An 18,887-nucleotide genomic window follows, 5' to 3' on the forward strand; every position below is an offset into this window, starting at 1 on the left:
TAAATTATGATACACCTATGTTATACTTTAAAAAACTAAGGAATACTTAATGCAATATGTCTGGCTCCTGTGCATTTTAAACAAATTTTATTTGCTTGAAAAAAATATTACTTGTACTATACTAAATCAAAGTTTAAAATAAATGAGGGATTTTTTATGACAGTTCAGGAAGAATATTTTCAAAAATTATCTTTAGTTTTAAAAGATAAATTCAATAAAAAAGGTTTTGCATTTGATTCTTTTTCTAACAAAGAAGAAGCTAAAAAGTTTGTATTATCTCTTATTAAAGAAGATGATGTTATAACTTTTGGCGGAAGTACTTCAGTTAATCAAATGGGTATATTAGAGGATTTAAAAAGCTATAAAAATTTTATTGATAGAAACAATAAAGAATTAAAAGCTGAAGCAGAAGTAAAAGCATTCAGCAGTGATGTTTATTTATGTTCTGCTAATGCCATAACAAAGAATGGTGATGTAGTATCAACAGATGGAGGCGGAAACAGAGTTGCTGCTACTATTTATGGGCCTAAAAAAGTATTTTTGATTGTTGGAAGAAATAAAGTTTGCGATACAGAAAAAGATGCTATAAAAAGAGTAAGAAGTATTGCTGCTGGTGAAAATTCTGTAAGATTTAAATTAGATAATCCATGCTGTGTAGGTAATATGGTTTGCGATGAAGAAAATTGCGATATAGAAAAAAGATTATGTGCTTATACAATTGTAGTTAATAAATGCCATATAAAAGACAGAATACATATTATATTTATAGATGAAGAATTAGGATTCTAATTTTTGATTTAAAAAGTTATACTGTGCTAATTAAAAATATTTATTATGTACAGTATAACTTTAATATATTTGTATGTTAATTATAATTTGAAAATCTATTTACATACCCCGCCCTTTAAAGTTTATTGCTTTATTTTGAATTTTTATATTAATTTTCTTTAAGGGTTAATTATAAATTTCAGTACCCGCCCAAGTTTAAATTAACCTTAAAATCATTTAACGCACGGTTAACTAAATTAACAATATAATTAAATTTGAATTACTCATAAATTTATATTGTTAGCTTTATTCTGCGTGCGGTGAATATATAACAAATATAAAAAAATCTGGGTGGGCAGCTAAAATAACAGTTTATATTTATAAGGAAAAATAGTTCAGAAATATAATTAAAGAATTGAAAGTCTATAGGGTGGGATTAAAAATAAGTTAAAAAACCTACTTACATACCCCGCCCTTTAAAGTTTATTGCTTTATTTTGAATTTTTATATTAATTATCTTTAAGGCTTAATTATAAATTACAGCACCCGCCCAAGTTTAAATTAACCTTAAAATGCATTTAACGCACGGTTAAACTAAATTAACAATATAATTAAATTTGAATTGCTAATAAATTTATATTGTTAGTTTAATTCTGCGTGCGGTGATGAATAAAAATATAACAGCGTAGAATTATCTTAATATTTGACTTTTATACTTATCAAATAAAGTGCCTGAAAAATCAGTCTTTTCTATAGCTTGTTTTAAACCTACAATATTAATTTTGTATTTTTCACCATAATTGTTTGGTCTTATAGTCAAACTTTTGCTTTTTATTAAAGTTCTAAAAAATTCTACCATCTCTTTTTCTTGAATGATTCCGAATGCTGGTGATATAGTGTATAATATATCGAAATTTTCTGCTGATGATCTCATTATAGGTTCAACAGATTTTGAAGATGCATTATCAAAACTATATTCAACTATAGGAGTGTTTTCATCTATACGGTCTTTATACCAATTTATACTAACACTTAATTGATTTCCTCTTGATGCTATATATATTTCAAAATTATTATCATTTTTCATAGTCATTGTAACAGTTTTTGTGTCTGTATTATCATAAACTATTTCTCTTATTTTCCAATTATTATAGTATGTAGTTACGGCTTTAGGAAATGCCTGTAAACTGAAGATAATTAAAGATATAAATACAAATATTATTCTTGTCATATATTCTCCTGTTTTTTATCATGTACACATATTATGTTTACTTAACATATTATCGTTAATTTGTAAAAAATTATTAGAAATAAAATACATTCAATACAATAATTTTTCTATATCATTATACCATTTATTTATATAATTTTTAAATTCTTCATAAGTAATTCTTGATTTTTCTATCTCATCAACATGCCAAGGAGATATTAAATTACCAATTTCTGATATATTATCATTACTATTTATAAACTCATTAATTTTCTTTATTAAATTTTCTTTATCAATTTTTTCTCTTATATAATTAGTTATTTTTATATCTTTTTTTTCAGTATTGCTTTTTACTATATCTTCATTAAATATTTTTACATTATTTATATTAGCAGATTCTTTAGTTAAAGTAAATACATCAATCATATTTGAAATTTCTTGAATAAGATTTTCAAAATGATTTTTATAGCTTATAAGAGAAGATGAAGTATTTCTGTAAATATTATCATAACATTTTACCTTTTGATTATCACTAAGCCTTTTATATTTGGCATTCTCAAAAGTTTTCAATTTGCTGCTGTTAATAAAATCCAAAGCCACAGCATTTGAATAAATTGAATGGCTTTTATCATCAACATGACAGAAATCGCATCCTGCCAGAAGTATATATTTAGGAGCAAGCATATATGCTATTCTTAAAGCAGGCATTATAACGCTTCCTTCCATATAAAAATATATATTACTCTCTTTGTCATCTATATCATTAATAGGGTATAGTATTTTCTCAAGGCTTTCATCATGTGAAAAATAAAATATTCTCTCATCTTTAATATGGGTAAAAGGAAAAGGATAAGCACTATGAGTTGTAAAAATATTTATATTTTTATTTTCTTCTTTTAAAATTTCTAAAATATGTATTGAAGAATAAAAACCTCCGTCGGTGGAAACTACGGCATCAGGCTTTATATTATTTTTTATTAATGTATTAAATCCATGAGATAAAACTATAACAAAATGCGTTTTAGATAATTCTTTTATTTTTTCTATATAATTATCAATAGAAGCTCCGGCAGAAACCAGAAGAACAGGAATCTTTTTATCTAAAATATTTTGATATGTTTTTATAGAATAGCCTTTATTAAAATGCATGTTATATAATATATTTCTAGCCCATATAGGAGCAAAATAATAATTAGAAGTTAATGACATTAATTTTTCTTTTATGCTGTTTGCCAAACATATATTAACATTGTCATAATATTCTGTAGTTTCAGTATCTATATTTGAAGCTCTTACATGCCTTATATATACTATTCTCTTTGTATCATAATCATTCATATAAAAATTAAAGAATGCGAGTATGCTTTCTATATTTTCATTTAATATTATGATGATATTTTTTAAATTTTTTTCTTCAATATTTTCTAATATAAGCTTTACAATTTCAATATCTTTTTCTATTATTATAGCTTTATTATTCTTATTTAATGATAGGAAATATTCTATATGATAGAATGAAGCAATAGATAAAAATATTCCTATATGTTCCTTATCATCTTTTATAAATTGACTTATTAATCTTTTAGCTTCTTCCATAGGAGCATAAGTGGAGGTTAAAGGCTTATTATTATAAAGAACACTAAAAAGATTATTCTTTGTTTGTTTAAGCTGATATTTATTATTTGTTATAATATATTCTTTTAATTTTGTAACAGCTCTGAAATTATATTTATTTTTATTAAGCTCATCTAAATTTTTATTTAAAATATTATTTGTCATATAAAAGCAACTCTATTTTAGAATATACCGTATTTTTCTATAAGTTCATAAGTGGCATCTTCATCATTTTTTATTTTGTTGTATATAATAAGTTCCGGTCTATATTCAAAATGTATAGTATCGTAATTATGCCATTTTCCTCCCCATATAAAACCATACTTCTCAAAAGTTTTAACAACTGTTTTAGGAGGATGCCATCTTTTCTCATAAGGAACAGCATACCAAGCTTTATTATTCACTCTTGTCCAAGCCCAATAAATTTGTTTTCCATTATTTTTTTTAGGCAAAGTATCAAAAGCAACACCATAACTATGATAGCTTCTGCTTGCACTTTTTGAAATAATTTTCCAAACATATCCGCTTACAATTTTTAATGAATCTAAAAATTCTTTTGTTTCCTGATTAGTTTGGGCTATAAGTTTTACTTCCACACTTACATTAGAAAGCTGTTCATATACATAATCATGCACTCTTACTTTGTATCCTAATATACTTTCAGTACTAATATGTTTTACTAAAGAACGTTCATTAGTACCGTCATAAAGCGTATCTAAAAATTTATTATTTATATATTTAGTGTTATTTACTCTTTTTTTGTAGTATTCTTGAAGCTCTTTTGTTCTTTCAGGAGTTTCTTCTTCTAGTTTAGGCATTCCGTCTACAGTATAAGAATAAAATCCGAAAGGTATATAAGCATCTTGATTTGATATATCTTCATCAGTTAATAATTTACCATCAGCCCAATTGAACCATATACCATCTAAATAGAAACCTAATTCTCTATTTCTTATAGTAGGAGGCGATATTCTATTTGAGTATGCCAAATGTAGAGCTATAGTTTCTAAAGCTCCCGGTCTTATAATCATATCTTTTCTTATTCTCTTTTTTTCTTCTTCTAATTGCTGCTGCTTCAAATCTGCAGTTAAATTAGGCAGCATATTTTTAGTATTATTAATATACATTATTCCTACAGCAGATATAGAAGAAACTATTATAATGATTAATGCTATTGTAACAGCTTTATATTTTGAACTAGCTTTAATTATCAAGCTTATAACTGCTAATACAGCCAATATAGCAGCTATTATTAATACATATTGTAAAACGGTCATATACTCTCTACTAAGTTTATTTAAGTTTAAGAAAAATTATGTTAATTGAGACATAATACTAACATAATTTTCAAATTAATTCAAATTTAATATCGTTAAAAAACAGATATTTAATAGGAATATTTATTATTTAGAGAAGGAATTAAAAAGGATTGGGCGATGACGGGCTCGAACCGCCGACCTAGTGCTTGTAAGGCACCCGCTCTCCCAGCTGAGCTAATCGCCCTTTCATTTGAAATGATGATATTATATTACCATGACATTCAAAAAAAGTCAATAGGCAAAGTTAATAAATTTACTTAATTATTAAAAATTATTTAAGTTAAAAAATTATATTATTTTTTTTAAAATATTGTTTATTGGGGTTTTTTTATGTTTTTATTATGAAAATAACACATTTAGTATAATTATTTACTATAATATATAAAAACTTTATCAAAAATATATTGCTAAAATAATAAAAAATGTTATTATAGTATACTGTAAATATGATAAATTTATATAAGTAGAATATTAATTAAATTATGAATATAGAGTTTTTGCTTTCAGCCAAATTTGATAATAGAAGGGTTATTCCCACAAAAGATAGACTATTTAAAGCAATAGTATCATCTTTGAATGAAGTTAATATTAACCCGCTTGTTATGCTTTCGGAGTTTTCTATAATAGAAGACGGCAATACTCTTATATATTCATTTCATCCATCTTCAGATCCAATATATTTTGAGTTTAAAACAGACACTATATTTATAACTATTAGTACAGGTGCATTTGGAGCAGGATATCATAGATTTATAGTTGGTGTTTTAGATAGAATAGCAAGAAGACTTGATATAGAGTTTAAAGAAGATGATACGCATAAAGATCCAAGCGGATATTTTAGAAATAGAAATTTTGAAGATTTAAAAAAGTTCTTTGTTAATTCATTGGCTAGCTATGCTCAAATGCTTATAAATCATCATAATGATAGCGGTTACAATAATTTTATGATATCGATGCCTTTTGATTATCCTTATATAGTAAAACAGTATTTTGCTCTTTCTGCTTTAGGATATTGGGGAAAAAATTGGTTTAGTGATTTTATTAATTCTAGCATAGAAGAAAGACTTGAGTTAGCAAAAGATTTCTTTATTTGGGATAATGAGGAGATGAATGCCAAATTCTGGTTCAAAAGCTGTGTCAGTATGATTTGGCTTTTTTATCCTTTTAGAGATATTATTGATGACAGAGAGAGAACTATATATAAAAAAATTATGTATTCATTTCAAGAGTCATATAAAAAAGATACTAATCTTAAATATCCTTGGGACATATTGATAGATATAGCTCATCAATTAGATGATGAAAATTTGGCAAAATTTATAGAAAAAAAGAAGAATCCTCATCAGCAAACTGCAGAAATAGGTTTCAGATTAGAATTAGCAAGATATTCTATAGCAGGCGGATTTACTATAGTGTTGCCTATGCGTATGAATATATTTAAAAATAATAAAACTTTAATAGAATTCAAAGATATAAATATATATATAGCAATGCAGGTTTATTCTTTTGCTAATGAAGAAACTGATGTTATAATGGAATATGTATTAAAACAAATAGACATTGCAGGCGAAGATAAAGGCGATGAGTTAGATATAAAAGTAGAAAGCAGTCATATAAAAAGTGTAGTATATGAAAAAGAATTGGAAGATCATGATTATATTATTACTGTAGCTGCTGTTACTAAAAAATTAGCTCTCCTTGCTTGGTTTACATATACAGGTGAAGAAAATAAAGATACTTGCTTAAAAGCTATAAAATCCATAGAAGTAGAACATTAATCTGTAAATTAAATACCTTTTATCAAAAATTATTTGTATATAAAAAAATATTATAATTTTAAAGAAATAAGTTTAAAAGTTATTGTAAAACTAAATTTTTTATAAAGTTTTAATAAATTTAGTATATACCTAAACAACTATATTTTGTCAAAAATAAAATTATATTCTCTTTTTAATATATGGGGCTTTGCCCCATACCCCACTTCTTTTGCGACCGTAGGGAGTGCCTGCGACCGAAGGAAGTCCTTTAGGGTGGTATTGCCACAAAGAACCAAAAAGACTGCATTTATGGTCTAAATTTAGGTTATATCCTAATTTAATAAGTATTTTTTTAATATAAAGTTCTAGCAATTGCGTTTTCGCGAAGCGTATCCAAGTCTGTCGAGGATATATCTACTTTGGCGTATCCCGCAGAGCGTGTGCAGCAAAAAAGTAGATAACATTTAATAAAGTCCATTAGTTGACAAACTTAAAAAATTTCAGTATATATTATTTATTTTTATATTATATTTTATAATAGTGTTTTTAAATTTAAATAATGTGCTGAAAAAATTCAGTTCTTGATAAAAAAATTATGTAAAGTAATCATAATTACGACCGATAATCTATCGTGTGTTACCTAATAACTATTTAAGTAACTGTTAATTCAAAGGTGGTATTTATGTTTAACTTATATGAAGAACTTACAAAAATAGAGATTCTTTTAGCAAAAGAAATAGAAGTGTATAAAATAATATTGGAAGATGAGGAAAAAAAAGTTAATTCTATAATCAATACTAGATTACAAGATATACATTTATATTGCGACCATCAAAATGAAAAGATGACAGAAGCTAATGAGCTTAGAAAATTAAGAGAAAATGTTATAGACTTGATAGTATTAAATAAATTCCCTCATTTATCAGAAACAGCAACTTTATCAGATATTATTAGAAGAATACCTTTAAATAAAACTGCTAAAATATCTGCATTACGCCTTGAATTAGTTACTTTAATGGCTAGATTAAAACATTTAAACAAATTAGCTCCAAAACTTTTTGATGAAGCTTTAGATTTATTTGCAAATATGAAAGAAGTTTTAAATGAGAGCAAAAAAGTAGGCTATAACAACAAAGGTAAAGAACATGTTGTTAATAGGAAATTATCAGTATTAGTAAATAAGCAAGTTTAATTTTATATAATATTTATATCTTAATTAAACGTATGGCATAGTGTATATGTTATACGTTTTTTTTGTATGTACTCAAAATTTTTGACAAACTAAAAATATTTTATTATAATAAAAATATGGAAGATTTGGAAAAGCTTAAAAAAATATTAAATGAGCCTATTACAGTAAATAATTTAAATAGGATTAATGATTATTTTGTACGCTATTTATTTTCACATACTGGAAATGAACATATAGCTTTGCATTTTATTAATTCTGTATTTAAAGATTCAGACTTTGCAACTTTTTCAAAAATTGAAATATTAAATCCATTTAATGTAGCTGAAAATTATGATGAAAAAGAGTCTATAGTTGATATAAAGGCTACAACCGAAACAGGAATAACTGTATTAATAGAGATTCAAGCTAGAGGAAATGAAGATTTTGTAAAAAGGGCTTTATTTTATTGGGCTTATAATTATACAAGCAGTTTGAACAGAGGCGGAATTTATGATGAATTGAAAGCTGTTATCAGTATAAATATTACAAACTTTATATTAACAGATGATGTTCATAGCTGCTATGTTTTAAAAGAATTAAATAACAATAGAATATTAACAGATCATTGTCAATTACATTTTATTGAATTACCTAAATTGGATTTAAAAGATATAACTAAGACAAAAGATTTTGAAAAACTTAATAAAGAATTTATTTCTTGGCTAAAATTTTTTTATATAAAAAATTATGAGCCTCTTTTAAGTTCACTTAAAAGAGCCTGATAGCGAGTAATTTTTTATTTATAAATGGGGGAAAACATGTCTATACTTATAAAAGAAAATACAATTTTTGAAGAAGTAGAAAAGAAATGTAATACTTTTGTTAATGATAGTCCTGTAATGGATAAATATAAAAAAAGAGAAATAGATTCATATTTTTTTGATAAGAGTTTGGAGTTAGATTTAAAAAAAGCAAAAGAACAAGGTATTGCAGAAGGTAGGTCAGAAGGAATTGAAAAAGGCAGAGAGGAAGGTGAAATAAATAAATCTATAGAAATAGCTAAAGGAATGAAAAATAAAAATATGGATATAAAACTCATTAATGAATTAACAGGTTTAAGTATTGATATAATAGAAAAATTATAATTTTAGGTATTTTTTATAAGAACTAAACTTGTTCTAAATATATCAGTGCTATATATTATAAACAATTTCATTTAAATAATTAAAAAACTAAACAAAAATATTGCAAAATTATAAAAACGATATATAGTATTACTCGCAATAATAATTTAAAATAACGGATACAAATATGAAAAAAGTAAATTTATCAGGAAGAGACTTTATTAATTTAGAAGATTTTACAAGCGAAGAACTATCAGCATTGATTGATTATACCTTCGAGTTAAAATCAAAAGTAAGGAACAATGAAGAAATCGATATAATGAAAAATAAAACAATGGTAATGTATTTTTCAAAACCTAGTTTAAGAACACGTTTAAGTTTTGAAATAGGAATGAAGAAATTAGGCGGAGATGCTTTTGTATTAAAACAAGATGAAATAATATTGGGACAGAGAGAAAGTATTGAAGACAGTGCTAACGTAATTTCAAGATACTGTGATTTGATTATGATTAGAACTTTTGCTCATAGCGATGTTGAAGATTTTGCTAAATATTCAAAAGTACCTGTTATAAATGCTTTAACAGACCTTTCACACCCATGTCAGATTATGGCAGATTTATTTACTATGAAAGAACATTTTGGTAAATTGAAAGGTTTAACATTAACATATATAGGCGACGGTAATAATGTATGCAACAGTCTTTTAACAGGCTGTACTTCTTTAGGAGTTAATATCAAAGTAGGAGTTCCTAAAGGTTATGAACCGGATGCAAAAACTATAGAAGTAGCTAAGAATATAGCAAAAAATACAGGCTGTACTGTTGATATTGTTAATGATGTAAAAGAGGCAGTAAGCGGAGCCGATGTAGTTTATACAGATGTATGGGCTTCTATGGGACAGGAGAAAGAGAAAGAAGAAAGACTTAATGTATTTAAGGGCTTTACTCTTACTAAAGAGTTATTTGATCTTGCTAATAAAGGAGCTATAGCACTTCACTGTTTGCCAGCACATAAAGGCGAGGAGATAAGCGAAGAAGTATTCAATATGAATTCTCAATATATTTATGAAGAGGCAGAAAACAGAATGCATGCTCAAATGGCTATAATGAGCAGTATAGTAAAAGAATAATATTTATATTAAATTAATTTTAAATCTTTGTGATTTCTGGAGTTGTATATATACTAAAAATTTATTAATTTTTTATTGTTCTTTTTCCCGCCGCAAAAAGAACCAAAAAGTGCAAGTAAAAAATAGTGTTAAATCATATTAATTATGTTTTTATATGTCAAATAAATTATTTAAATTTATACATTTCATAAAGGTACGATTTGTAGCGGGTATATAGTGAAAATAATAGTCTTTAGCCGAAGGCTGGCTGTGCCTGGTTCTTTGTGGCAACACCGAGTAGGTGCTCGCAGAGCGTCGGTAAAAGAAGTAGGGTGATGCATAGCACACAGAGTGGTGGGCAAAACCCTGCAAATCAATAATTAAATAAAAACATTTTATAAGTAAAGAAGGGATTTATCATGAAAAAAAAATTAGTATTAGCCTATTCAGGCGGTTTGGACACTACAGTTATTATACCATGGCTTAAAGAGAATTATGATTATGATGTAATCGCTGTATGTGTAGATGTTGGTCAAGGTACAGAAACTGACGGTTTAGAGGAAAGAGCTTTAAAAACTGGTGCTGTAAAATACAGATTAGTTAAATGCGAAGATGAATTTGTTACAGATTATATCTATCCTATAGTTAAAGCTGAAGCTGTATACGAAGATAAATATTTACTTGGTACTTCTGCAGCAAGACCTTTAATAGCAAAAAAACTTGTTGAGGTTGCTTTAGAGGAAGGTGCTACAGCTATAGCTCATGGTGCTACCGGAAAAGGTAATGACCAAGTAAGATTTGAATTAACTGTTAAAGCATTAGCTCCTAACTTTGAAATCATTGCTCCTTGGAGAGAATGGAACATAGCTTCAAGAGAAGAAGAAATCAAATACTTAGAAGAAAGAAACATAGAAGTTCCTATGAAGAAAGATGATTCTTATTCAAGAGATAAGAACCTTTGGCATTTATCACATGAAGGATTAGAACTTGAAGATCCTGCTAATATGCCTAATTATGAAAGACTTCTTAAATTATCAAACACTTTAGAGAATGCTCCTAATGAAGGTCAGTTTGTAGAATTAGAATTTGAAAAAGGTATACCAACTAAAGTAGACGGAAAAACTTTCTCTCCTTCTGATTTAGTTAAATACTTAAATGAAATAGGCGGAAAGCATGCAGTTGGTATAGTTGATTTATTAGAAAACAGAGTAGTAGGAATCAAATGCAGAGGCGTATATGAAACTCCTGGCGGTACTATTCTTTATGCTGCACATAGAGAAATTGAACACTTATGTTTAGACAGAGAAACATTATATTTCAAACAAGTAGTTTCTCATAAATTAACTGACTTAGTATACAGCGGAAGATGGTTTACTCCTTTAAGAGAAGCTTTAAGTGCATTTATTGACAGCACTCAGCAAACTGTAACAGGAAAAGTAAAATTAAAATTATACAAAGGTAACATTATACCTGCTGGTGTTACTTCTCCTTATTCTCTTTATAATCAGAGTTTGGCTAGCTTTACTACAGGCGAATTATATGATCACCATGATGCTCAAGGCTTCATAACATTATTCGGTTTACCTTTAAAAGTTAATGCTTTAATGAAAGAGCAAGCTAAAAAAATGGGGTTAAATATTTAATTATGAAAGAAAAATTATGGGGAGGACGCTTTTCTAAAGAGCTTAACAAGGAAGCTAATGATTTTAATTCCTCATTATCTTTCGATTGTAAGATGTACAAAGAGGATATTTTAGGAAGCATAGCACATGCAAAAATGCTTGGAGAATGCTCTATTATACCTCTTGATGAAAGCGTAACTATAATAAATGGTCTAAAACAAATTTTAGATGATATTGAAAATAATAAACTTCAATTCGATTTTGAATTGGAAGATATTCATACTCAAGTTGAAAGATGGCTTATTGACAGAGTAGGAGAGGTTGGAAAAAAAGTTCATACTGGAAGAAGCAGAAACGATCAGGTGGCACTTGATTTGAGAATGCATTTAAAAAACAAAGTAGAAAATATAAAATCTTTAATATTAGATTTAATTTCTACATTGGTAAGCATTCAAAAAGAGCATACAAAAACCTATATGAGCGGATATACACATCTTCAAAGGGCACAGGTTATAACATTTGCACATTATTTAGGTGCTTATGTTGAGATGTTTAAAAGAGATTTTGACAGATTGACTGATGCCTATAAAAGAATAGATGTTATGCCTTTAGGTGCTGGTGCTTTGGCTTGTTCTACCTACAAAATAGACAACAAAAAAACTGCTGAAACACTCAATTTCAAGAATGTTATGCTTAACTCATTGGATGCAGTATCTGATAGGGATTTTGTTATTGAAGTTGAATCTGCTTTATCAATAATAATGATGCATTTAAGCCGTTTTTCTGAAGAGCTGATATTATATTCTACTTCAGAATTTAAATTTGTAGAATTTGATGATGAGTTTACAACAGGTTCAAGCTTAATGCCTCAAAAGAAGAATCCGGATATACTTGAACTTATTCGCGGAAAGACAGGAAGGGTTTACGGAAATTTATTTTCCATATTGACAGTGATGAAGTCTTTGCCTTTAGCATACAATAAAGATATGCAGGAGGACAAAGAGGGTATATTTGATTCTTTAGAGAATGTTAAGAATTGTTTATCTATACTTCCTAATGTATTAAAGACAATGAAAGTTAATAAAGATAATATGCTTAATTCTGTTAATGAAGGATTTTTGAATGCTACTGAGGTTGCTGATTATCTTGTAAGAAAGGGTATGCCTTTCAGAGATGCACATGCTGTTTCTGGACGTCTTGTAGTATATTCAATCAACAATAACAAAAATCTTTCTACTCTTTCTATAGAAGAATATAAAAAAGAGTCCGATCTTTTTGAAGATGATATTTATGCTTGTATAACTCCAGAGGCTCAGGTTTCCAACAAGACAATGATTGGAAGTCCTAGCGAGAGTGCTGTTTTAGAAGTAATAAAGATAAATGAAGATTGGCTCAAATCAAACGGAAAATAAATTTATTATTTAAGTAAATAAAAAATATAGAACAAGAGTGCTGTTGAAAAATGCTACTCTTGTTTTTTTATTGCATTTTTTTACTGCATTATTTTTAACGCACGGTGAGTAAAGCTAAAAATATAAATTTAATTATTAATTCATTTAAATAATATATACCTAAACAGCTATATTTTGTCAATTTTGAGTTATTTATGAATGTAATTTTGATTTATTAATAGTATAAAAGATTATTAAGTTTTATTTAAATATTAAGATAAGAACTATATTCTGACTAAAAATGCAGTCTTTTTGGTTCTTTTGGTCACAAAAAGAACTGGGGGGTGTGGGGGCTAGTCCCCACAAATAATAAAAATAATAAAATATTTTTTGACAAAATATAGCTGTTTAGATATATCAACTTTTTTATCTTAGTCAAAGTTTCAAAAATATAAATTTATATTATCACATCATAAATATTTCTTGTTTCAAGTACTTTTACTCCCACTTCATATTCACGCATATATTTAGCAAGTCTGTATCCGTTAATCAAAATTATTTTTATATCTTTTAATTCCTCAACAACTTTTTTAGCCTGTGGAGTATAATCTGAAGTAGTTATAAAAATTCCTCTGTTTATGCCATTGACATTTTTAAGTCCATGAGCAAATTTAGTTATTTCTGTATCATTAACTTTATTATTTTCTTTATAGCATTTGCATTGTATGCCTATCATATCGAATCCGAATTTATCCATAGTAAGAGTACCATCAATTCCTCTGTCTCCGCTTCCTCCAGTTCTGTATTTTTTACCATATCCCATTTTTTCAAGCAGTTCTAAACATATATTTTCAAATTTAGTGCCCTTGTCAACATTATTCTCACCCATAGACTGTAAACGGTCAAGTATATCTTTTTCTACACTCTCATAATATTCTTCAATGCTTTTCTCTATTTCATTTCTGTTTTCATCTTCTATTTCTTCTATGTCTTCATCATCTGAATTGCTCTTACTGTTTTCTAAATAAGGAGTTTTTTCTTTTAATGTTTTGAAATCAAAGTTAGGATTTTCCTCATAGAATTTTTTACCGAAGTCAGTTATTTGATATATTCCTTTATCTATATTTTCTATTAACTGGGCTTTCTTTAATACAACTAAAGACCAATGAATTCTAGAATTAAATTTATTGTATCCGTTTTTTGTTATTAGATTGAAATCTTCTTCACTTGTATTTGTATATTCTTTTAATTTATTATAAGTATCTTTTCTGTGTGCTGGTTTATTTATTTCATAAAAGAATTTCAATACATATTTGTCATAATCTCGATATTTCAAAAGTGCCATTTACAAAACTCCTAAACTATATATAAAATCATACTTTAATAATTGCTTTTTTACAATGTCTTTTTTATGTTATTCTAAATCCCGCCCTTTATAGTCTTTTGTTTTAAATTTGTAATTGTAGTTTTATGATACTTGTTGTTCTATCAGAAATTTTAGCACCCGCCCAAGTTTTATTTTAATTTGTTATGCTTTTACCGCACGGTGAGAAAAGCTAAAATATAAGTTTGATTATTAATTCAATTTAAATAATATATTATAGTGCATTTACCGTGCGTTGCTAGAATTCTAAATTTAATCAGCACTTGGGTGGGTATACTTTTTCTTATTTGGCTTTTAATATAAATAAAATTTTTAATTGATATTAAAACTATAAATTTAAAAGGGCGGGATTCAAAATGCATTAAAAACTTATTTAATTGTATTTTCCTAATAATAAACTATAATTAAGTAAACATATTTAAGTTTTATTAGGATTTATTTATGAAAAGAATATTATTAATTTTTATTTTAATTTTTAATTTTGTTTTTACAGGATATTCTATTACTTTTCAGGCTGATGAAAATTTTCTTAAACAATATTTCAGCTATGATAAAAAATCAAATAGTTATGTATTTAACATGAAAAAATTTAATACCTTATCTTTTAATACTCTGAAAATGGAAGACAATTTATTTGTTATACAAACTATAATTAGATTTGATGAATTATTAGAAGGATTAAAAGAAGTACAATTTAATAACAAGGTAGATACATTTGTAATTCCTAAAATTGATTTAATGCATGCAGAAAATAGCTTGGTCTTTATAGGTTTTAACAATATTGATAATATAGATAAACTTATTGATTTTTTTTATAAAGGAAATGTTTATTTAGAATATGTTACAGAAACTGATACAAATAGGTATAAGATAAATAATAAAACATGCAAAATATTTTCTGAAATATTGAAATACAATTATGAAAAACAATTAAATGTACAGCAATAAATTTATAAAAAATTGAATTTAAAATTATTTTTATAAATACTTTTGCTGTGGGAAAATTATAAAAATAAGTTTAAAAATTTAATTACATATCCCGCCCTTTAAAGTTTGTTATTTTATTTTTTGAATTTTAATACTAATTATCTTTATGGCTTAATTATAAATTCTGGCCCCCACCCAAATGGTAATTAGATTTAAAAATTTATTTAACGCACGGTAAACCAAATTAACAATATAATAAAATTTGAATTACAAACAAATCCATATTTTTAGTTTTATTCTGCGTGCGTTATAAGATTATAAATTATTTTTATGGTTTTAAAAAATATTAATATTATGATATTATATAAAATAAAAATTATGAGTGATTATTATGTTGGAAAGTGTAGAACAATTTTTGATATCAAATATCAAAGATATAAAAAATAAAACTTTGGCCGTTGCATATTCAGGAGGAATAGACTCTCAAGTTATGCTTAATTTGGCATATAGATTGAAAGATAAATTATCATTTAATCTTATAATAATACATGTTAATTATAATTTAAGAGGTGAAGATTCTACAAATGATGAGTTATTTGCCAGAGATATGGCTAAAAAATATAATATAAAAATATATGTTAAAGAAATAAAACCAAATAGTTATAATGGCAAAAATATACAGCTTGAGGCTAGAAATGATAGATATGATTTTTTTGATTTTTTACATAAACAAAAAATATATGATTATTTATTAATAGCTCATAATAAAGATGATTTAACTGAAACTATAATTTATAGAATAATTAAAGGGGCAGGAACGAATATTTATAAAAGTCTTAGAGATAAAAAAGGATATATTTTAAGACCGATTTTAAATTTCTATAGAAAAGACATAGAAGCTTATGCTAAAAATAATAATCTATCCCATAGAGAAGATTCTTCAAATAAAAAAAATTATTATGCTAGAAATAAAATAAGAAATTTAATAATACCAATGCTTGAAGAAATTAACACAAAGTCAAAAGATAATATTATACAGTTCGCTAAAAGAGTTTATGATGAAAGTGCATTATTAAGAAAAAGAGTTAATAGACTGTATAAAAGAAATATTAATAATAAAACTCTAAATATAGAAAATATAAAAAATATAAATACTTTGTTTATAAAAAAGATTATTATTAAATTCTTGGCAAAAAACAGTATAGAAATAACAGAGAAAAGAATTATTGAAATACTTAATATAATAAAATCAAATAAGCCTAATATAAAATTAAGACTTGATGATTCTTATTTAATAAAAGAATATAATTCTATAAGTATAAAAAAAATAGAATATAGTGATGAAACAAATAATTATTTAAAAATAGAAAAAGATGGAATATATAATTTTTTTGATAAAGAAGTTGAAATAAAAACTGTTTTAAATAAAAATATTAATTATAAGGATAAGCTATATATAAAAGCAAATTATCCTATTATAATAAGAAGTAAAGTAGACGGAGATTTTTTGTATGCCTATCCTAATGGCAATAAAAAATATCTAAGAAATATTTTTATAGATTTGAAAATTGCTTTGGATAAAAGAAAAGAAATACCAGTAATAACTTCAGATGATAATAAAAATATATTGGGATTATATTTAAAGCCTTATAGTTTGAATAGGATATCAAATGAAGCCGCTGCAAGCGATAAAGATGAATATATATTGGAAATAAATTTTTATAATAAATAAAATTAATAAAGGATATAAAAATGGCATTTTCTACTAATGAAAGAATGATATTTGGAAAAGGCGTAGGCTGTGTAGTTATAAAGGACAATAAAGTATTATTAGGGCGTCATAATTACGGCAGAGGAAACGGACTTCTTATAATACCTGGTGGATTTATAAATGAAGGCGAACTTCCTGCTGAAGCTGCTGCAAGAGAAGTTTTAGAAGAAACTAATGTAGTGGTAAAACCTATGGAAATAGTATCAATGCGTTTTTCTTCAGATGATTGGTATTTAGCTTTCAGGGCTGAATATATTTCAGGTGAAGCTAGAATTAATGATGAAGAAAATAGTGAGGTTATTTGGCTTGATGTAGAGGAAACATTAAATAGGAAAGATGTTCCGCCGCTTACTAAAGAGGCTATAAAATCTTGTTTGAAATTTACTAATTCAAAAGAAAAATATGCTATGAGCATAAAAGAAGATTATGATGCTTCAAGAGAAGTAGGACCTTATGCATATTATGATTAATATAAGATTATCATTATCAACTTTTTAATGATTTTTTAAAAAGTTGATAATAATAAAAAATATTAGGCTATATGTGCATTTATCCAATCGATGATTTCTTTAGTTACTTCTTCTCTTTGTTTATCATTAAGTATTTCATGTCTTCCGTCTTTATAAAGGCTTATATTAACATCTTTAAAACCTAATGATTTATACATTTCATAAACCCATTTCACACCTTTTCCCATATCTCCAACAGGATCCTTATCACCTGATATTAAAAGTATAGGGAATTCTTTATTCATAGAAGCATAATTATCTTTATTTGAAATTTTTTCTATAAGTTCAAATAATTGAAGATAAGTTTCTATACTTGCAGGTTTATCAGAAAAATATTCATCTTCCTGAGCTTTTTTTATTTCTTCTTTATCAGAAGTAAGCCAAGCTAAATCAGATTTATCTTTAGGAAAGAATTTTTTTCCATATCCTCCTACAGATAATTTATCAAGTAAGTATGCTCTTTTTCTTCCGCCGAATATTGATTTTTGAATATTAGCTATAGTTTTTCCTAAATTTTCTATACCTTTATTTTTTCCTCTTGTACCCATTATAATAGCACCATCTAAATCTTTATGATACTTTATTAGAAAACCTCTTGTAAGAAAAGAACCCATACTATGACCAAACATAAAGTAAGGGATATTAGGATAATCAGCTTTAACATTAACCATTAAATGTTTTAAGTCTTCTATTATTAATTCATGACCTTTATCATCAGCCATATGTCCTATTTGGTCTTTACTAACAGTACTTCTTCCAAATCCTCTATGATCATCAGCACATACAAAAAAGCCAGCTTCTGTTAATTTACTTGCAAACTCTATATATCTGCCCGCATGTTCACCAAGTCCATGAACTATTTGTACTATTGCTTTAGGTTTAGAATTAGGTATAAAAAGATAAGTATACATTCTATGACCATCATCTGATATTAATACTCTATTTAGCATTTCCATAAAAAATACTCCAATATATAAAAATCTATTAAAAAATTGCTTTTGCAATATTATTTTCTATTTTGAGCATTATCAAGTTTTTTGTCATTGATTATACACTATTATTTATAAATCCTTAAAATGCTAATAAATTATACAGTATTTTTTTCCTTAATGCAATAAATATTTTTCAAGTATTTTGTTTAAGAGCCATAGATATTGCACATTTTTAGTTTAAAAAAAGAAGGTATTCCTTATAATTTAAATTGCTACAAAT

14 protein-coding genes, 1 tRNA gene and 1 pseudogene are annotated in these 18,887 nt (G+C 26.1%); 10 read left to right on the forward strand and 6 right to left on the reverse strand.

Annotated features, from left to right (window positions below; genetic code table 11):
• Positions 1 to 156: 156 nt before the first annotated feature.
• Positions 157 to 789 (forward strand): lactate utilization protein, encoded by a 633-nt coding sequence (locus tag Q0K52_RS11810; RefSeq protein ID WP_297299641.1) that lies wholly within the window; start codon positions 157 to 159, stop codon positions 787 to 789.
• 670 nt (positions 790 to 1,459) lie between these two features.
• Here Q0K52_RS11810 and Q0K52_RS11815 read toward each other — a convergent pair.
• The 4 genes from Q0K52_RS11815 to Q0K52_RS11830 all read right to left on the reverse strand — a co-directional run bounded on the left by Q0K52_RS11815 (position 1,460) and on the right by Q0K52_RS11830 (position 5,095).
• The gene (locus tag Q0K52_RS11815; protein ID WP_297299643.1) at positions 1,460 to 1,999 is read right to left on the reverse strand and encodes a hypothetical protein; all 540 of its coding nucleotides are present in this window, start codon (positions 1,997 to 1,999) and stop codon (positions 1,460 to 1,462) included.
• Between the two features lie 90 nt (positions 2,000 to 2,089).
• The gene (locus Q0K52_RS11820) at positions 2,090 to 3,757 is read right to left on the reverse strand and encodes a 6-hydroxymethylpterin diphosphokinase MptE-like protein (RefSeq protein ID WP_297299645.1); all 1,668 of its coding nucleotides are present in this window, start codon (positions 3,755 to 3,757) and stop codon (positions 2,090 to 2,092) included.
• A 17-nt stretch (positions 3,758 to 3,774) separates the two neighbouring features.
• A complete protein-coding gene (locus Q0K52_RS11825; RefSeq protein ID WP_297299647.1) occupies positions 3,775 to 4,869 on the reverse strand; it encodes a M15 family metallopeptidase in 1,095 nt (364 codons plus the stop codon).
• Positions 4,870 to 5,022: 153 nt separating this feature from the next.
• Positions 5,023 to 5,095 (reverse strand) — tRNA-Val (locus Q0K52_RS11830).
• 298 nt (positions 5,096 to 5,393) lie between these two features.
• Between Q0K52_RS11830 and Q0K52_RS11835 the strand changes: the two genes are divergently transcribed.
• From Q0K52_RS11835 to argH, 6 genes and pseudogenes are all read left to right on the forward strand, one after another.
• A complete protein-coding gene (locus Q0K52_RS11835) occupies positions 5,394 to 6,689 on the forward strand; it encodes a hypothetical protein (RefSeq protein ID WP_297299649.1) in 1,296 nt (431 codons plus the stop codon).
• A 661-nt stretch (positions 6,690 to 7,350) separates the two neighbouring features.
• Positions 7,351 to 7,860, forward strand: a complete 510-nt coding sequence (gene flgN / locus Q0K52_RS11840) for a flagellar export chaperone FlgN (RefSeq protein ID WP_297299651.1) — start codon at positions 7,351 to 7,353, stop codon at positions 7,858 to 7,860.
• Between the two features lie 116 nt (positions 7,861 to 7,976).
• Positions 7,977 to 8,984 (forward strand): annotated as a pseudogene (locus Q0K52_RS11845) (Rpn family recombination-promoting nuclease/putative transposase).
• 166 nt (positions 8,985 to 9,150) lie between these two features.
• Positions 9,151 to 10,092 (forward strand): ornithine carbamoyltransferase, encoded by a 942-nt coding sequence (argF, locus tag Q0K52_RS11850; RefSeq protein ID WP_297299653.1) that lies wholly within the window; start codon positions 9,151 to 9,153, stop codon positions 10,090 to 10,092.
• A 398-nt stretch (positions 10,093 to 10,490) separates the two neighbouring features.
• Positions 10,491 to 11,714 carry an argininosuccinate synthase gene (locus tag Q0K52_RS11855; protein ID WP_297299655.1) on the forward strand — a complete coding sequence of 408 codons (1,224 nt, stop codon included), beginning with the start codon at positions 10,491 to 10,493 and terminating at the stop codon, positions 11,712 to 11,714.
• A 2-nt stretch (positions 11,715 to 11,716) separates the two neighbouring features.
• Positions 11,717 to 13,105: an argininosuccinate lyase gene (argH, locus tag Q0K52_RS11860; RefSeq protein ID WP_297299657.1), complete on the forward strand. Its 1,389-nt coding sequence runs from the start codon at positions 11,717 to 11,719 to the stop codon at positions 13,103 to 13,105.
• Positions 13,106 to 13,541: 436 nt separating this feature from the next.
• Here argH and Q0K52_RS11865 read toward each other — a convergent pair whose 3' ends face one another.
• Positions 13,542 to 14,429, reverse strand: a complete 888-nt coding sequence (locus tag Q0K52_RS11865; RefSeq protein ID WP_297299659.1) for a restriction endonuclease — start codon at positions 14,427 to 14,429, stop codon at positions 13,542 to 13,544.
• A 480-nt stretch (positions 14,430 to 14,909) separates the two neighbouring features.
• Here Q0K52_RS11865 and Q0K52_RS11870 point away from each other — a divergent pair, with 480 nt between their 5' ends.
• The 3 genes from Q0K52_RS11870 (at position 14,910) to Q0K52_RS11880 (ending at position 17,636) form a co-directional block, all read left to right on the forward strand.
• Positions 14,910 to 15,416 (forward strand): hypothetical protein, encoded by a 507-nt coding sequence (locus tag Q0K52_RS11870; protein ID WP_297299661.1) that lies wholly within the window; start codon positions 14,910 to 14,912, stop codon positions 15,414 to 15,416.
• A 370-nt stretch (positions 15,417 to 15,786) separates the two neighbouring features.
• Positions 15,787 to 17,127: a tRNA lysidine(34) synthetase TilS gene (gene tilS / locus Q0K52_RS11875; protein WP_297299663.1), complete on the forward strand. Its 1,341-nt coding sequence runs from the start codon at positions 15,787 to 15,789 to the stop codon at positions 17,125 to 17,127.
• Positions 17,128 to 17,147: 20 nt separating this feature from the next.
• A complete protein-coding gene (locus tag Q0K52_RS11880; RefSeq protein ID WP_297299665.1) occupies positions 17,148 to 17,636 on the forward strand; it encodes an NUDIX domain-containing protein in 489 nt (162 codons plus the stop codon).
• 62 nt (positions 17,637 to 17,698) lie between these two features.
• Here Q0K52_RS11880 and Q0K52_RS11885 read toward each other — a convergent pair whose 3' ends face one another.
• Positions 17,699 to 18,631, reverse strand: a complete 933-nt coding sequence (locus Q0K52_RS11885; protein ID WP_297299667.1) for an alpha/beta fold hydrolase — start codon at positions 18,629 to 18,631, stop codon at positions 17,699 to 17,701.
• Positions 18,632 to 18,887 lie beyond the last annotated feature (256 nt).

Source organism: uncultured Brachyspira sp. (assembly GCF_944390845.1).
In the GTDB taxonomy this organism is placed as follows: domain Bacteria; phylum Spirochaetota; class Brachyspiria; order Brachyspirales; family Brachyspiraceae; genus Brachyspira; species Brachyspira pulli.

What these genes read in the sequence shown, in the direction of transcription:
- Q0K52_RS11810 (WP_297299641.1), top strand. Translation starts at nt 157, where the DNA reads ATGACAGTTCAGGAAGAATATTTTCAAAAATTATCTTTAGTTTTAAAA.
- Q0K52_RS11815 (WP_297299643.1), bottom strand. Translation starts at nt 1,999, where the DNA reads ATGACAAGAATAATATTTGTATTTATATCTTTAATTATCTTCAGTTTA.
- Q0K52_RS11820 (WP_297299645.1), bottom strand. Translation starts at nt 3,757, where the DNA reads ATGACAAATAATATTTTAAATAAAAATTTAGATGAGCTTAATAAAAAT.
- Q0K52_RS11825 (WP_297299647.1), bottom strand. Translation starts at nt 4,869, where the DNA reads ATGACCGTTTTACAATATGTATTAATAATAGCTGCTATATTGGCTGTA.
- Q0K52_RS11835 (WP_297299649.1), top strand. Translation starts at nt 5,394, where the DNA reads ATGAATATAGAGTTTTTGCTTTCAGCCAAATTTGATAATAGAAGGGTT.
- flgN (WP_297299651.1), top strand. Translation starts at nt 7,351, where the DNA reads ATGTTTAACTTATATGAAGAACTTACAAAAATAGAGATTCTTTTAGCA.
- argF (WP_297299653.1), top strand. Translation starts at nt 9,151, where the DNA reads ATGAAAAAAGTAAATTTATCAGGAAGAGACTTTATTAATTTAGAAGAT.
- Q0K52_RS11855 (WP_297299655.1), top strand. Translation starts at nt 10,491, where the DNA reads ATGAAAAAAAAATTAGTATTAGCCTATTCAGGCGGTTTGGACACTACA.
- argH (WP_297299657.1), top strand. Translation starts at nt 11,717, where the DNA reads ATGAAAGAAAAATTATGGGGAGGACGCTTTTCTAAAGAGCTTAACAAG.
- Q0K52_RS11865 (WP_297299659.1), bottom strand. Translation starts at nt 14,429, where the DNA reads ATGGCACTTTTGAAATATCGAGATTATGACAAATATGTATTGAAATTC.
- Q0K52_RS11870 (WP_297299661.1), top strand. Translation starts at nt 14,910, where the DNA reads ATGAAAAGAATATTATTAATTTTTATTTTAATTTTTAATTTTGTTTTT.
- tilS (WP_297299663.1), top strand. Translation starts at nt 15,787, where the DNA reads ATGTTGGAAAGTGTAGAACAATTTTTGATATCAAATATCAAAGATATA.
- Q0K52_RS11880 (WP_297299665.1), top strand. Translation starts at nt 17,148, where the DNA reads ATGGCATTTTCTACTAATGAAAGAATGATATTTGGAAAAGGCGTAGGC.
- Q0K52_RS11885 (WP_297299667.1), bottom strand. Translation starts at nt 18,631, where the DNA reads ATGGAAATGCTAAATAGAGTATTAATATCAGATGATGGTCATAGAATG.